Raw genomic sequence first — 13,383 nt, 5'->3', positions numbered from 1 at the left:
GCCGTTACGCCGCCTGGCTGGCCTGCAGCACTTCCGGCATCAGGGCGCCCACCAGCATAAAGGTGAGAATCAACAGCCCGAACGCCATCGCCAGACCCAGCAACGGGCCGATGGCGAAGGCGCGGTGGAAAATAAACGCCTGCACCGCCAGCTGCCAGCTCACCAGCAGCAGATAGACGCCCTCCAGTATCGACGGCGTGCCGCCGGCGGCGTGGCCGATCAGCAGCATCGGCAGGGCCAGCAGCGACAGCGCGATGTCCACGCCGATCAGGGCGATGGCGGTCTGCGTCCAGCGGCCCAGCAGGTTTTTGAACGCCAGGACCAGGGCGCTGGATCCCAGCAGCAGCCCCATGGCCAACAGCTGCACGCCCACCATCTGCGCCACCGACAGCCCGTCCTGGAGCGCGGCGCTGAGCAACTGGATCACCATCCACAGCGCCAGCAGAATCCCCACCAGGGGCGGCGCGTAGGGCATGTCTTCCGGCCCGCGGCGGAATACGCACAGGCGGGCGAATACGTTCAATAAAGCGTTCATGGTTCCTCCCGGCGCGTATTGTTCCAGAGCGCCGCGCTCGACACCATGCCCTGGCAGCCTGTTAGTGACGCCCCAGGCAGGCTAAAATGCGCGCCAATTCAAGCAGGAGGTCCGCAATGGCGCGCAAAAACGCTTTCTACGCTCAGTCCGGTGGTGTCACCGCCGTGATCAACGCATCCGCCGCCGGGGTGATCGAAGCCGCCCGGGAGAACAAGCAGACCATCGGCAAGGTCTACGCCGGCCGCAACGGCATCATCGGCGCCCTCACCGAAGACCTGATCGACACCGGCAAAGAAAGCAAAAGCGCCATCGAAGCGCTCAAGCACACCCCCGGCGGCGCCTTCGGCTCCTGCCGCTACAAGCTCAAGGACCTGGAAAGTTCACGCCGCGAGTACGAGCGGCTGATCGAAGTGTTCAAGGCCCACAACATCGGCTACTTCTTCTACAACGGCGGCGGCGACTCCGCCGACACCTGCCTGAAGATTTCCCAGCTGTCGGAAAAAATGGGCTACCCGATTCAGGCCATCCACGTGCCCAAAACCGTGGACAACGACCTGCCGATCACCGACGTCAGCCCGGGCTTCGGCTCGGTGGCCAAATACACCGCCGTGAGCTGCCGCGAAGCGTCTCTGGACGTGGCCAGCATGTGCGCCACCTCCACCAAGGTGTTCGTGATGGAAGTGATGGGCCGCCACGCCGGCTGGATCGCCGCCAGCGCCGGCCTCGCCAAGGACAACCCGGACGACGCCCCGCACATCATCCTGTTCCCGGAAATCGCCTTTGACCGGAAGGCGTTCCTGAAGAAAGTCGACGACACCGTCAAGAAGGTGGGCTACTGCGTGATCGTGGTCTCCGAAGGCGCGCGCACCGCCGACGGCACCTTCCTGGCCGACGCCGGCACCACCGACGCCTTCGGCCACAAGCAGCTCGGCGGCGTGGCCCCGGTGCTGGCGCAGATGGTGAAGAGCGAGCTGGGCTACAAATACCACTGGGCGGTGAGCGACTACCTGCAGCGCGCGGCCCGCCATATCGCTTCCAAGACCGACGTGGACCAGGCCTACGCCGTGGGCCGCGCCGCGGTGGAATTCGCCGTCGCCGGCAAAAACGCGGTGATGCCCACGATTGTCCGCAAGGACACAAAAAAGTACGCCTGGACCATCGGCGAGGCGCCGCTCAGCAAAGTGGCCAACGTGGAAAAGAAGATGCCGCGCAAGTTCATCAGCAAGGACGGCTTCGGCATCACCCCCTCCGGCCGCGCCTATCTGGAACCGCTGATCGGCGGCGAATCCTACCCGCCCTACAAGAACGGCCTGCCCCAGTTCGCGCAGCTCAAGCTGGTGGCCGTGCCGAAGAAGCTCAACGACGCCTTCGAGGTGTAGGTTGCAATGGGCCGCCCTGGACCGGGCGGCCCAATGAGGACTGGGCTATCGGCATCGGATGACATAGGTATCCGGGATGCTGTCATGCCAGCCGCGTCCATCGTCGCCCAAAAAGGAAAAGGCCTCGAACGGAATAAACCTGGCCAGTGATCGACCCAGTATTTGCTTGAAAGACGGCGTCCCTCCTGCCGCATTCACCACCCGGGTTCCGGTAACCAATTTGCCCAGTGTCCGCCCGGTGGCGCCCTCAACGAGGATGTAATAGGCGAGAGGTACGAGAATACCTATGGCGAAGCCGGAACCGCCTTCGAGCCAGTGCGCGTTCTCCATGCCAAAGACATAGATAATAACCATCCCCACCACAAGGCCTAAAACCCAAAAGGCAATATAGTCGATAAGCAAGTTGAGCAAGCGAAGCCACTTGCTCGCGGGCTCCACTTTATAATTTTGCTCGCCCAGAACAGTCTGAGTGGCCTCGTATGGCGACATAGAGTTCGTCATTATTCTCTCCTTAGTAAACGCGCCTGATGCACAAAATAGCACCCCTGCGTAAAGGCGCCCATGCTTCGCGATAGAGAATGCAAGCAATTCTCATTTTGGGTAGAATTCCGCCCCGGAACTACCCATAACACGAATTCGGGGCTCACCATGCGACATCCTGCTTTCCGGCTTTCCGCGCTTTCCCTCGCCATTCTCGCCAGCGGCGCCTTTCCCAGCGCCTACGCGCAAACCAGCGACGACGAAGGCAGCGGCGGCAACACCCTGGCCCCGGTGGAGGTGCAGTCCAGCGCCGATGCCTCCGAGGGCGGCCTGAGCCCGGCCTACGCCGGCGGCCAGGTGGCGGAAGGCGGCAGCATCGGCATCCTCGGCGCCCAGGACGTTATGGAGACCCCCTACAACGTCACCAACTACACCGAGCAGCTGATCGAAGACCAGCAGGCCGCCAGCGTCGGCGAGATTCTGCTCAACGACCCGGCGGTGCGGGTGGCGCGCGGCTTCGGCAACTACCAGCAGGTGTACCTGGTGCGCGGCCTGCCGGTGTATTCGGACGACATCACCTATAACGGCCTGTACGGCCTGCTGCCGCGCCAGTACCTGGCGTCGGAGTTCATCGAGCGGGTGCAGGTGTTCCGTGGCGCCAACACCTTCCTGAAGGGCGCGGCGCCGGGCGGCAGTGGCCTGGGCGGCGCCGTCAACATCGTACCCAAGCGCGCGCCGAACCGGGCACTCAACCAGGTGACCCTGGGCACCCAGAGCGGCGGCCAGGGCTACGCCGCCGCCGATATGGCCAACCGCTCCGACGACGGCCGCTTCGGCATTCGTCTGAACGTGGCGCGCCGCGACGGCGACACCGCCGTGGACGGCGAGGAAGCGGAGCTCTCGATGGCCCACCTTGGCATGGATTTCCGTGAAGAGAACTTCCGGGTGTCCGCCGATCTGGGCTTCCAGAAGCACCGCATCGACGGCGGCCAGCCTAACATTACCTTTCTTCCCGGCGTGCCGATCACCGATGCACCCGACGCGGATGAATCCATCGGCCAGCCCTGGACCTATTCGGACTCCAACGACGTCTTCGGCACACTCCGCGCCGAGTATGACTTCGCGGACAACATAACCGGCTGGGCCGCCGTGGGCGCGCGCCGGGGTGAGGAAAATTCAAGTTTCGCAAATCCCGATGTTGCCAATGCTGAAGGCGACTACACCGCGGGCCGCTTTGATACCGCACGGGAAGACACTGTGATCACCGGCGAGACCGGTGTTCGCTTCGCCTTCGACACCGGCAACATTGGCCATAAGGTCAGCGTTTCCGGCTCCACCTATGAGCTCGAATCCGACAATGCCTATGGGCTTTCGTTCGGCGGGGTGGCTGGCAATATCTATGACCCGGTAACAGTGCCCCGCCCGGCAAATACATTCTTCGGCGGCGATCTTGATAACCCCGAACTGACGGCGCGAACCCGCTTCCAAAGCCTGGCGGTGGCCGACCAACTTTCCATGTTTGATGAGCGTCTGCTGGTCACTCTCGGCGCGCGTTACCAGAAGCTGAAAACCGACGATTACGACTACGACACTGGCGTGCGCAACGCAGACACCAGCTACGACGAAGACGAGATCACGCCGACCGTAGGGGTTCTGTACAAGCTCACGCCCTCACTGTCCGCCTACGCGAACTACATTGAAGGCCTGCAAAAAGGCGACAGCGCCGGCCTTGGCAATGGTGCCGTGAACCCCAACGAGAGGCTGGATCCCTACACCACCGAACAAGCCGAGGTCGGCATGAAGTATGATGGCGGCGGCTTGGGCGGCAGTGTGTCGGTGTATCGCAGCGAAAAACCGATCGCCGGCCTCAACGCCGCCAACGTTTATGAAGTAATCGACGACCAGGAAAACACCGGCGTGGAGCTGATGGCCTACGGCAACGCCACCCGGAACCTGACGGTTCTGGGCGGTGTCAGCTTCCTCGACGCGGACGCGGACGGCGACGACGCCATCGGCTCGCCGGACACCCAGGCCAACCTGAATCTGGAGTACCGGGTGCCGCAAATGCCGGACCTGGCGGTGGACGGCCGGGTGATCTACACCAGTTCGCAGTACGCGGACGAAGCCAACGAACAGAAGGTGGACAGCTGGACCCGTTTGGACCTGGGCGCGCGTTATCTCATCGCATTGAGCGATTCCAAATTCCTGACCCTGCGCGGTCGCGTGGAGAACGTCACCGGCGAGGATTATTGGGCTTCCGCCGGCGGCTATCCAGGCGAAGGCTATCTGACCATCGGCGCGCCGCGCACGGTGCTGGTGTCCGCCACCCTGGACTTTTAAACGACAACTCAGGCGCCCCGGTGTCGGACCGGGGCGCTCAGGCAGTCAAACATGCAAAAGAGCACCATCCGCGCCTGGTCGGCGGTACACAAATGGACCAGCCTGATCTGCACGGCCTTCATGCTGATGTTGTGCCTGACCGGCCTGCCGCTGATCTTCCACGACGAGATCGACGCGGCATTGGACGACAGCACCTGGCAACCGGCGAATCCGGACGGCCCGCTGCTGTCGCTGGACCACATGCTGGACGCGGCGCTGGAAAACCGGCCCGATCACGTGCCGCTGTTCATGAGCTTCGACACCGACCGGCCGGTGGTCAACGTCACCAGCGGGCCGACGCCGGACGCCTCCGACGGCGAGATGCATTTCGCCTCCTTCGACCGCACCAGCGGCGAGCTGGTCCCCGGCCACCACGAAGGCGGCGTGATGGACTTCATCCTGAAGCTGCACACGGACATGTTCCTGGGCCTGCCCGGCATGCTGTTCCTGGGGGCGATGGGCTTTTTGTTGTTTATCGCCATCGTATCCGGCGTGGTGCTGTACGCGCCGTTCATGCGCAAGCTGGATTTCGGCACCCTGCGTACCGAACGCTCCAAGCGCATCAAATGGCTCGACTATCACAACCTGCTGGGCGTGGTCACCGTGGCCTGGCTCACCGTGGTGGGGCTCACCGGCGTGATCAACACGCTCTCCACCCCGATCGTGGATACCTGGCGCACCCAGGCCCTGGCCGACCTCACCGAGGGCTACAACGACGCCGCCGTGCCCACGCCGGATGAAATGGCGTCGCTGGACCGCGCCGTGGCCCAGGCCGAAGAGGCGGCGCCGGACATGACGCTGCAGTTCGTCGCCTTCCCCGGCGGCGGCTGGTCCACCGACCACCACTTCGCGATCTTCCTGCACGGCAACACCTCGCTGACAGAACACATCATCACCCCGGCTCTGGTGGACGCCCGCAGCGGTGAATTCGCCGACATGCGCGAAATGCCCTGGTACAACAAAACCCTGTCGCTGTCCGGCCCGCTGCACTTCGGCGACTACGGCGGCCTGCCGCTGAAAATTCTCTGGGCGGTGCTGGATGTGATCACCATCGTGGTGCTGATCACCGGCCTCTACCTGTGGGTGGCGCGCCGGCGCGCCAGCCCGGCCGGCGCCCGCGCGCAAAACGGCGGCGCCGTGCCGGCGCAGCCCGCCGGAGGCAAGCCCTGATGGACACGCAACGGGTCAACACCCGCAAAACGCCCTGGCAGATTTTCGCCACACCGACACTGATCGCGCTGTTGAGCCTGGTCGGCCTGCTGGCCGCCCTGCTCGGCAACGGTGTGTTCGACTGGGTGTCCTGGGTGGGCCTGGCGGCCCCGGTGGTGATCGTCGGCTGGGCCATGAAGGCGCGCCGCCGCTAAGCCAGGTCCGACGGCCCGCGCCTCAACGGCGCCGGTTCGAGTACAGGCTCAGTCCGGTGACCGTCACCAGGATCAGAACCAGACCCAGAATCTGCAGTGGCGCCAGGGTCTCCCCCAGCACCAGAACGCCGAATAACGAGGCCGTGACCGGCTCGACCATGGCGACGATCACCGCCAGGGTGGGCGCGGTGCGCTTCAGGCCCACCACATAAAACGCGAACGACAGCCCGGCGCCGAGCACCCCGAGCAGGGCAAACAGCCACCACTGCGGGGCGTTCAACACCGCCACCGCCTGCGTGGTATCACTGGCGCCGAGCAGAATCACGCCGGCACAGCCCAACGCGATGGTAAGCACCGCCTGCGGGCTGCCGTGGCCGGCGGCGTATTTGAAGCCGTAGATAAAAACGCTGTAGGAGACCCCCGCCAGCAGCCCGAAGCCGATACCCGCCGCCGTCACCTTGCCGACATCCACGTTGTACAGCCGGGTGAGCAGCACGATGCCGAGCATCACCAGGGCGATGGCCAGCCCTTTGACCGGCGTGGGCCGCTCCAGCTTGAAGCCGAACGCTACCAGGTAGACGAACACCGGCGCCGAGTACATCAGCGTGGCCGCCACCGCGACGCCACCTTCGGCGATACTGAGAAAGTAGAAGCTGAAGTTGCCCGCCACCCCCAGGCCGGCCAGGACCGCCCACAACCACAGGCGGGGATGCCGGATACCGCTGCCGCCGGGGCGAATGGCGAGGTAAACACCCACCAGCACCAGCCCGACCGCCGCTCTGTAAAACGACACCACCGAGGCGTCCCAGCCCTGCTCGATCAGTATCCCGGCGATGCCGCCGGAGACGCCCCAACACAGCGCCGCCAATGCCACCAGCACCAGGCCGACGCCGGGCACCGTTTGTCCGCTCCGCATAACCACTCCCATCCTTGGTAGCCGGTGCGCGCCGGGTTACAACCACCCGGCGTATCGCTAACATCGCCTCATGAAAACATTGATGGCCGCCCTGGTAACAGCGTTGCTGATCACACTGGCGCCGGAGGACGCGCGCGCCGGCGACGAGACCGCTACCGTGCTGGTGGTGCGCCACCGCTGGCACACCGGCATTGTGCTGCCGGCGGATCGGCTGGCGCCGCCGCTGGCGTTCCTGGACGAGCGGTTCAGTGACCCGGTGTGGTACGAAATCGGCTGGGGTGACAACGACTTCTATCGCCGCACGGACAACCTCTGGCTGCTGGGCAAGGCGCTGTTCTGGCCCACCGACACGGTGCTGCACGTGGTCGGGCTGGACAAACACCCGGCGGACCTGCCGAACAGCGATGTGCAGGCACTGTGCCTGTCCGCCGAGGGCCTGGAACGGTTGCAGGCCGCCCTGGCCGGGGATTTCAAACTAAACGCCGACGGCCGGCCCCTGGCGGCGGACCCGGGCCTGTACGGCGACAGCCGTTTCTTTCCCGCCCGGGGCCATTTCTGGTTCGGGCGCACCTGCAACACCTGGACCGCCCAGCGGCTGCGCGACGGCGGCGTGGACATCCGCACCTTCATGACCCTGCGCGCCAAGAGCGTGATGGCGCAGATCCGTGATCACGGGCAGGCCGGTGCCTGCGTGGAATAATAGGTCTCTGGTATAAAGCGGGCTTCGTAGAGACCTTAATCCAGCGAGGAGAAACAACCGATGCGGAATCTGTGCGTGTATTGCGGGTCCAGCCCCGGTCGGCGGGACGACTATGTGGCGGCGGCGCGGGCGTTCGCCCGGGAGCTGGTGGCGCGGGATCTGGGGCTGGTCTACGGCGGCGCCAGTGTGGGCGTCATGGGCGCGGTGGCGGACGCGGTGCTGGCCGAGGGCGGCCGCGTTACCGGCGTGATCCCGCAAGCGCTGCAGGAGAAAGAGCTGGCCCACCCGGGCCTCACCGAGCTGCACGTGACAGGCTCCATGCACGAGCGCAAGACGCGCATGGCCGAGCTGGCGGACGGCTTCGTCGCCATGCCCGGCGGCGTCGGCACCCTGGAGGAGCTGTTCGAGATCTGGACCTGGGCGCAGCTGGGCTGGCACCACAAACCCTGCGCGCTGCTCAACGTGGCCGGCTACTACGACGGCCTGGGCACCTTCCTGGACCACGCCACCGAAGAACAATTCCTGCGCCCGCACCACCGGGGCATGCTGATCGTGGAATCACAGCCCGCCGCCCTGCTCGACCGCATGGCCGGCTACCAGCCGCCCCAGGCCAAACAATGGGTGAAGAAAGACGACCTGTAACAGGCTGTGGGAGCGGGCTTTTGTGGGAGCGGGCCTAGCCCGCGAAAGGCCGGCCTGCCGGCCGGCAAAGGTCGCCCTTAAGAGTCTCTGGAATCCTGCCGGTGGCTGTCGCCACCTTTCGCGGGCGGGGCCCGCTCCCACAGATCACCCTCGCCCCTGGCGTGGTTAAGCATATCTTCGACATATTCCTGTTCTTCGTGGAGGTCGTCGGCGGTGGCCGGGGCGGCGGGCAGAATCTGATTCAGAATCACCGCCACCAGACCGCACAGGCTGATGCCCTGCAGGGTGAATTCGCCGTTGCCCATCACCATGCCGCCGATGCCGAAGATCAGCGTCACCGCCACGATCACCAGGTTGCGCTGGGCGTGCAGATCCACCCGCGCCTTGATCAGGGTGTTCATGCCGACGCTGGCGATGGAGCCGAACATCAGGATCAGAATGCCGCCCATCACCGGCGTGGGGATGCTCTGCAACAGCAGGCCCACCTTGCCGATGAACGCCAGGCTGATGGCGAACACCGCGGTCCAGGTCATCACCACCGGGTTGAACACCTTGGTGAGCATCACCGCGCCGGTCACTTCCGAATAGGTGGTGTTGGGCGGGCCGCCGAACAGGGCGGCGGCCATGCTGGCAACGCCGTCGCCGGTGAGGGTGCGGTGCAGGCCCGGCTTCTTGATGTAGTCCTTGCCGGTGACGTTGCTGATCGCCAGCACGTCGCCCACGTGTTCGATGGCCGGGGCCAGTGCCACCGGCACCATGAACAGAATCGCCGGCCAGTGGAAGGTGGGCGCCACGAACTCCGGCACCGCCAGCCAGCTCGCCTGTTGCACGGCACCGAAATCCACCATGCCCAGGGCCAGCGCGGCCAGATAACCGACCACCACGCCGCACAGGATCGGCAGCAGCCGGAACAGCCCGTGGGCCAGGGTCGCCACCAGCATGGTGGTGAGCAGCGCCACCATGGACACCAGCAGGGCCTCGCCGTAGGGAAACACCCGCTCGGCGCCGTTGCCGGTCAGCCCCATGGCGAAGTTCACCGCGGTGGGCGCCAGGCTCAGGCCGATCACCATGATGATCGGCCCGGTGACCACCGGCGGCATCAGCCGGTGCAAAAAGCCCGGGCCGCGCCACTTCACCAGGGCGCCCAGCACCACATAGACCACCGCAGTACAGAACAGCGCGCCCATGGTGGCGGGAATGCCCCACTGCTCGACGCCGTGGGCGATGGGCGCCACGAACACGAACGACGACGCCAGGAACACCGGCACCGAGCGCCGCGTGATCCACTGGAACAGCAGGGTGCCGAGCCCGGCGGTGAACAGCGCCACGCTCGGGTCCAGGCCGGTGAGCAGCGGCATCAGCACCATGGCGCCGAACGCCACGAACAGCATCTGGGCGCCGATCAGAATATTCATTTGGTGCCGAAGATCTTGTCGCCGGCGTCGCCCAGGCCGGGGACGATGTAGCCGTCTTCGTTAAGGCCCTTGTCCACGGACGCGGTGTAGAGCGTCACGTCCGGGTGCGCCTCGTGGACGCGGCGGATGCCCTCCGGCGCCGCCACCAGCACCAGGGCGCGGATCTGGCTGCAGCCGGCCTTCTTGAGCATGTCGATGGTGGCGACCATGGAGCCGCCGGTGGCCAGCATCGGGTCGATCACCAGCGCCAGGCGCTCCTCCAGGCCGTGGGCCAACTTCTCGAAATAGGCCACCGGCTCCAGGGTTTCTTCGTTGCGGTAGAGCCCCACCACGCTGACCTTGGCGCTGGGAATCAGCTCCAGCACGCCGTCCAGCATGCCGATGCCGGCGCGCAGAATCGGCACCACGGTCACTTTTTTGCCCTTGATGCGCTGCGCCGGCACCGGCCCCATCCAGGTGTCCACCTGATAGTCCTCCAGCAGCAGGTCGCTGGTGGCTTCGTAGGTCAACAGGCTGGCCACTTCCGCGGTGAGCTGGCGGAAGCTGCGGGTGCTCAGCGAACGCTGCCGCAGCAGCCCCAGCTTGTGCTTGACCAGGGGATGGGCAATTTCATGTACATGCATGGTGTCGGGCTCCTCATACAGACGCGGGGCGATTGTACCCGCCACGCCGCCGGGAGGCACCGTCCGCTACGACTTTCGGCGATTAGCCAGGCGGGGCGCGCGGTTGCTATAATCCGCGCCCGTTCATACAGGGCACCGCCACGGTCCCTGCCCGATGACCAATCGCTTAAAGGACAGACCATGGATTTTACACAGGTACCCGCCGGGAAAGACGTTCCCGAAGATATCTACGTCGCCATTGAGATCCCGGCCAACGCCGACCCGATCAAATACGAGATCGACAAGGACAGCAACGCTATCTTCGTCGACCGTTTCATGGCCACGCCCATGTTCTATCCGGCCAACTACGGGTACATCCCCAACACTCTGTCCGAAGACGGCGATCCGCTGGACGTGCTGGTGGTCACCCCCTACCCGGTGGTGCCCGGCTCCGTGATCCGCTGCCGCCCGGTGGGCGTGCTCAACATGACCGACGAAGCGGGCAAGGACGCCAAACTGGTGGCGGTGCCCCACACCAAGCTCAGCAAGCTCTATGACGACGTCAAGGAAGTGACCGACCTGCCCGAGCTGCTGCTGGCGCAGATCAAGCACTTCTTCGAGCACTACAAAGAGCTGGAAGCCGGCAAATGGGTGAAAGTGGACGGCTGGGCCGACGCCGCCGCCGCCAAAGAGGAAATCCTCAAGTCCGTCGCGGCCTTCGAGAAGAAGTAACCGCGCGCAAGCCAGGTGCTGGGCTCACCCCAGGCAGGGTGCAGGCCAGCACCTGGCGCCCATGTTGTTCCCCGCCCCCGCTGTTTTCTTTGTAATTCGTTAAGACGTCATTAAGGTTGGCAAGCGCCAATGGGACTCTCAAACCGGGAGTACCGTTATGCCGACTTTGCCCTCCGCCGAACCCTGGCCACAGACACCGCCCCCCCGCCTGACACTGCACGGCGAGCCGCTTAGCGCGGAGCTGTGTCGACCGCCGGAGGCCGGCTTCCGCGACGGTTCGGACTTCGTGCTCCAGCGCTATTGGCGCCACTATGGGGCGCGCCCGCGTATCACCGCCTCGTTTTTGATGCTGCTCCGCGATCAGACAGGGGCGTGCCGGGCCGTTGCCGGACTGACCCCGGCCGCCGGCCAGCGCCTTTTCCTGGAACGCTATCTGGACCACCCGGTGGAACAGCTGACCTCCCGGGAGGCGGGTAGCCCGGTACCGCGTCAGAACATCTGGGAGGTCGCCAATCTCGCCGCCGACGGCTCCGGCGCCGGTCGGATGCTGTTCGTGGCGCTGACCGCCGCCCTGGCCAACCTGGGCGGGGAATGGATTGCGTTCACCGCCACCGTACAGGTGCGGAACATGTTCGTCCGCCTGGGGCTGTCGCCGGTCAGCGTGGCCAAGGCCGAGCCGGACCGTCTGGGTGACGAGGTCCGCAACTGGGGCCGTTACTATCAGCACGATCCCCAGGTGATGCTCGGCCATGTACCCCCCGGGCAACGCTCTCTGGTACGCCAGGGCTGGCTCACCGGCCCGGAGGTCCGCAATGACGTGGTTGCTTAACCGTCTGGCGGAACACGCCCGCCAACGGCCCCAGGCCGTGGCACTGGAGAGTGCGGACGAGCAAATCAACTTTTCTGATCTTTGCCGCAGAGTCCGCTCGCTCGCCGAGAAGTTGCGCACCGCCCGGGTTCGCCGGGTGGCCCTGAGCGGCGGCAATAATCCGGCCTGGGTGATCGCCGATCTGGCGGCACAAGCGCTGGGCATACCGGTGGTACCGGTGCCGCCATTTTTCAGCGACCAGCAAAGGCAGCATTTGCTACGCAGTGCCGGCCTGGACGCTGTTTACGATAGCGACAACCAGGCGTTGACGCTCACCGGAATCACACCGGCCACCGCCGAGTCCGGTCTCGCAAAAATCACCTTCACGTCCGGCAGCACCGGCACCCCCAAAGGCGTCCGCCTCACTGATGACATGGTGCAACGCACGGTCACCGCGCTGGCGACAGCCCTGGCGCCCCACGCCGGGCACCGCCATCTGGCCCTGCTTCCTCTTGCCACGCTGCTGGAGAATGTCGCCGGCGTCTACGTTCCTCTGTGGTTGGGTGCCCGGGTGCTGCTGCCTGATCTGCCCTCGCTGGGCTTCACCGGCAGCTCGCAATTAAACCCCCGACAGCTTCTCGGCGGGCTACAACAATGGCGCCCCCATAGCTTGATTCTGGTTCCGGAACTGCTGCGCGTGTTGGTCGCGATGGCCGACGCCGGTGTGCCGATACCCGAGTCGTTGCAATTCATCGCGGTGGGTGGCGGCAAGATTGACCCCGTATTGCTGGGCCGTGCACGCGACCATGGTTTGCCGGTGTACGAAGGGTACGGACTGTCGGAATGTGGTTCCGTGGTGGCGCTGAATCTGCCCGGCGCGGACCGCCCGGGCAGCGTGGGCCGGATTCTGCCGCAGGCCCGGGCTCGCATCGACGATCAGGGGGAGATCCATATCCGCGGCACCGTCATGCGCGGCTATCTCGATCAACCGGCCGGCGACGAATGGCCGACCGGCGATCTGGGCCACCTGGATAGCGATGGCTTTCTGCATGTACATGGCCGTCGCAAGAATCTGCTGATCACCACCTTCGGACGCAACGTCAACCCGGAGTGGGTGGAGAGCGCCTTCCAGAGTTGTAGCGGCATCCGGAGCATCATCGTGCAAGGCGATGGCGAACCGCGCCTGAGCGCCGTGGTGGTCCCCATGGAGAACACCACTCTCGAGCAAATCAACGAGCAGATTGAGACGGTCAATCGTCGCTTACCGGACTACGCCCGCGTCGCCGCGTTGACCCTCGCTGATCAACCCTTTACTGCCGACAACGGCCTGGCCACAGCGAATGGCCGCCCCCGCCGTGACGCCATCGCCGAGCGTTACCCACCGAAGTCGGCGATTTCAATTTCGCACTCCTATGCATAATTCCATGAGGC

14 protein-coding genes are annotated in these 13,383 nt (G+C 65.0%); 9 read left to right on the top strand and 5 right to left on the bottom strand.

Annotation, left to right across the window (positions count from 1 at the left end; all coding sequences use genetic code 11):
• Window positions 1-4 precede the first annotated feature (4 nt).
• On the bottom strand, window positions 5-535 hold the full coding sequence (locus ISO4_RS09065; protein ID WP_067607063.1) for a hypothetical protein: 531 nt from the start codon (window positions 533-535) through the stop codon (window positions 5-7).
• A 116-nt stretch (window positions 536-651) separates the two neighbouring features.
• Between ISO4_RS09065 and ISO4_RS09060 the strand changes: the two genes are divergently transcribed.
• Window positions 652-1,914, top strand: a complete 1,263-nt coding sequence (locus ISO4_RS09060) for a 6-phosphofructokinase (RefSeq protein ID WP_142949598.1) — start codon at window positions 652-654, stop codon at window positions 1,912-1,914.
• Between the two features lie 45 nt (window positions 1,915-1,959).
• On the opposite strand, the gene ISO4_RS09055 is transcribed toward ISO4_RS09060, so the two are convergent.
• Window positions 1,960-2,415, bottom strand: a complete 456-nt coding sequence (locus ISO4_RS09055) for an RDD family protein (RefSeq protein WP_228548022.1) — start codon at window positions 2,413-2,415, stop codon at window positions 1,960-1,962.
• A 147-nt stretch (window positions 2,416-2,562) separates the two neighbouring features.
• Here ISO4_RS09055 and ISO4_RS09050 point away from each other — a divergent pair, with 147 nt between their 5' ends.
• From ISO4_RS09050 to ISO4_RS09040, 3 genes are read left to right on the top strand one after another with little or no spacing between them, the layout of a single operon-like run.
• Complete coding sequence (locus tag ISO4_RS09050) at window positions 2,563-4,734, top strand: TonB-dependent receptor (RefSeq protein WP_194855981.1); 2,172 nt, start codon at window positions 2,563-2,565, stop codon at window positions 4,732-4,734.
• Window positions 4,735-4,785: 51 nt separating this feature from the next.
• Entirely contained in the window at window positions 4,786-5,943 is a 1,158-nt protein-coding gene (locus ISO4_RS09045) for a PepSY-associated TM helix domain-containing protein (RefSeq protein ID WP_194855980.1), read from the top strand.
• A complete protein-coding gene (locus tag ISO4_RS09040; RefSeq protein WP_194855979.1) occupies window positions 5,943-6,137 on the top strand; it encodes a hypothetical protein in 195 nt (64 codons plus the stop codon). Before ISO4_RS09045 ends, ISO4_RS09040 begins: the two co-directional genes overlap by 1 nt.
• Window positions 6,138-6,159: 22 nt before the next feature.
• Here the strand turns inward: ISO4_RS09040 and ISO4_RS09035 are convergent, their stop codons facing one another.
• Window positions 6,160-7,053: an EamA family transporter gene (locus ISO4_RS09035; RefSeq protein ID WP_194855978.1), complete on the bottom strand. Its 894-nt coding sequence runs from the start codon at window positions 7,051-7,053 to the stop codon at window positions 6,160-6,162.
• 70 nt (window positions 7,054-7,123) lie between these two features.
• On the opposite strand from ISO4_RS09035, the gene ISO4_RS09030 reads away from it, so the two are divergent.
• Window positions 7,124-7,753, top strand: coding sequence for a DUF2459 domain-containing protein (locus tag ISO4_RS09030; protein WP_194855977.1), 630 nt, complete (start codon window positions 7,124-7,126; stop codon window positions 7,751-7,753).
• 60 nt (window positions 7,754-7,813) lie between these two features.
• Window positions 7,814-8,395: an LOG family protein gene (locus ISO4_RS09025; RefSeq protein ID WP_194855976.1), complete on the top strand. Its 582-nt coding sequence runs from the start codon at window positions 7,814-7,816 to the stop codon at window positions 8,393-8,395.
• A gap of 77 nt (window positions 8,396-8,472) precedes the next feature.
• Here ISO4_RS09025 and ISO4_RS09020 read toward each other — a convergent pair whose 3' ends face one another.
• Together ISO4_RS09020 and upp are read right to left on the bottom strand one after the other, a co-directional pair.
• Window positions 8,473-9,810 (bottom strand): uracil-xanthine permease family protein, encoded by a 1,338-nt coding sequence (locus tag ISO4_RS09020; RefSeq protein ID WP_194855975.1) that lies wholly within the window; start codon window positions 9,808-9,810, stop codon window positions 8,473-8,475.
• On the bottom strand, window positions 9,807-10,433 hold the full coding sequence (gene upp, locus ISO4_RS09015) for a uracil phosphoribosyltransferase (RefSeq protein ID WP_142949605.1): 627 nt from the start codon (window positions 10,431-10,433) through the stop codon (window positions 9,807-9,809). The genes ISO4_RS09020 and upp overlap by 4 nt, the downstream gene beginning before the upstream one ends.
• A gap of 180 nt (window positions 10,434-10,613) precedes the next feature.
• On the opposite strand from upp, the gene ppa reads away from it, so the two are divergent.
• The 3 genes from ppa (at window position 10,614) to ISO4_RS09000 (ending at window position 13,372) form a co-directional block, all read left to right on the top strand.
• Window positions 10,614-11,144, top strand: a complete 531-nt coding sequence (gene ppa / locus ISO4_RS09010; protein WP_194855974.1) for an inorganic diphosphatase — start codon at window positions 10,614-10,616, stop codon at window positions 11,142-11,144.
• Between the two features lie 157 nt (window positions 11,145-11,301).
• Window positions 11,302-11,973, top strand: coding sequence for a thermostable hemolysin (locus ISO4_RS09005; protein ID WP_194855973.1), 672 nt, complete (start codon window positions 11,302-11,304; stop codon window positions 11,971-11,973).
• Window positions 11,957-13,372 (top strand): AMP-binding protein, encoded by a 1,416-nt coding sequence (locus tag ISO4_RS09000; protein WP_194855972.1) that lies wholly within the window; start codon window positions 11,957-11,959, stop codon window positions 13,370-13,372. The genes ISO4_RS09005 and ISO4_RS09000 overlap by 17 nt, the downstream gene beginning before the upstream one ends.
• The last annotated feature ends 11 nt before the right edge of the window (window positions 13,373-13,383 follow it).

This window comes from Alloalcanivorax venustensis ISO4, from assembly GCF_015356855.1.
In the GTDB taxonomy this organism is placed as follows: domain Bacteria; phylum Pseudomonadota; class Gammaproteobacteria; order Pseudomonadales; family Alcanivoracaceae; genus Alloalcanivorax; species Alloalcanivorax venustensis.
This window is presented reverse-complemented; position numbering and strand designations above follow the sequence as displayed.

Bases quoted from the DNA above. Each gene is read 5' to 3' on its own strand.
- ISO4_RS09065 (WP_067607063.1), bottom strand. From the start codon at position 535: ATGAACGCTTTATTGAACGTATTCGCCCGCCTGTGCGTATTCCGCCGC.
- ISO4_RS09060 (WP_142949598.1), top strand. From the start codon at position 652: ATGGCGCGCAAAAACGCTTTCTACGCTCAGTCCGGTGGTGTCACCGCC.
- ISO4_RS09055 (WP_228548022.1), bottom strand. From the start codon at position 2,415: ATGACGAACTCTATGTCGCCATACGAGGCCACTCAGACTGTTCTGGGC.
- ISO4_RS09050 (WP_194855981.1), top strand. From the start codon at position 2,563: ATGCGACATCCTGCTTTCCGGCTTTCCGCGCTTTCCCTCGCCATTCTC.
- ISO4_RS09045 (WP_194855980.1), top strand. From the start codon at position 4,786: ATGCAAAAGAGCACCATCCGCGCCTGGTCGGCGGTACACAAATGGACC.
- ISO4_RS09040 (WP_194855979.1), top strand. From the start codon at position 5,943: ATGGACACGCAACGGGTCAACACCCGCAAAACGCCCTGGCAGATTTTC.
- ISO4_RS09035 (WP_194855978.1), bottom strand. From the start codon at position 7,053: ATGCGGAGCGGACAAACGGTGCCCGGCGTCGGCCTGGTGCTGGTGGCA.
- ISO4_RS09030 (WP_194855977.1), top strand. From the start codon at position 7,124: ATGAAAACATTGATGGCCGCCCTGGTAACAGCGTTGCTGATCACACTG.
- ISO4_RS09025 (WP_194855976.1), top strand. From the start codon at position 7,814: ATGCGGAATCTGTGCGTGTATTGCGGGTCCAGCCCCGGTCGGCGGGAC.
- ISO4_RS09020 (WP_194855975.1), bottom strand. From the start codon at position 9,810: ATGAATATTCTGATCGGCGCCCAGATGCTGTTCGTGGCGTTCGGCGCC.
- upp (WP_142949605.1), bottom strand. From the start codon at position 10,433: ATGCATGTACATGAAATTGCCCATCCCCTGGTCAAGCACAAGCTGGGG.
- ppa (WP_194855974.1), top strand. From the start codon at position 10,614: ATGGATTTTACACAGGTACCCGCCGGGAAAGACGTTCCCGAAGATATC.
- ISO4_RS09005 (WP_194855973.1), top strand. From the start codon at position 11,302: ATGCCGACTTTGCCCTCCGCCGAACCCTGGCCACAGACACCGCCCCCC.
- ISO4_RS09000 (WP_194855972.1), top strand. From the start codon at position 11,957: ATGACGTGGTTGCTTAACCGTCTGGCGGAACACGCCCGCCAACGGCCC.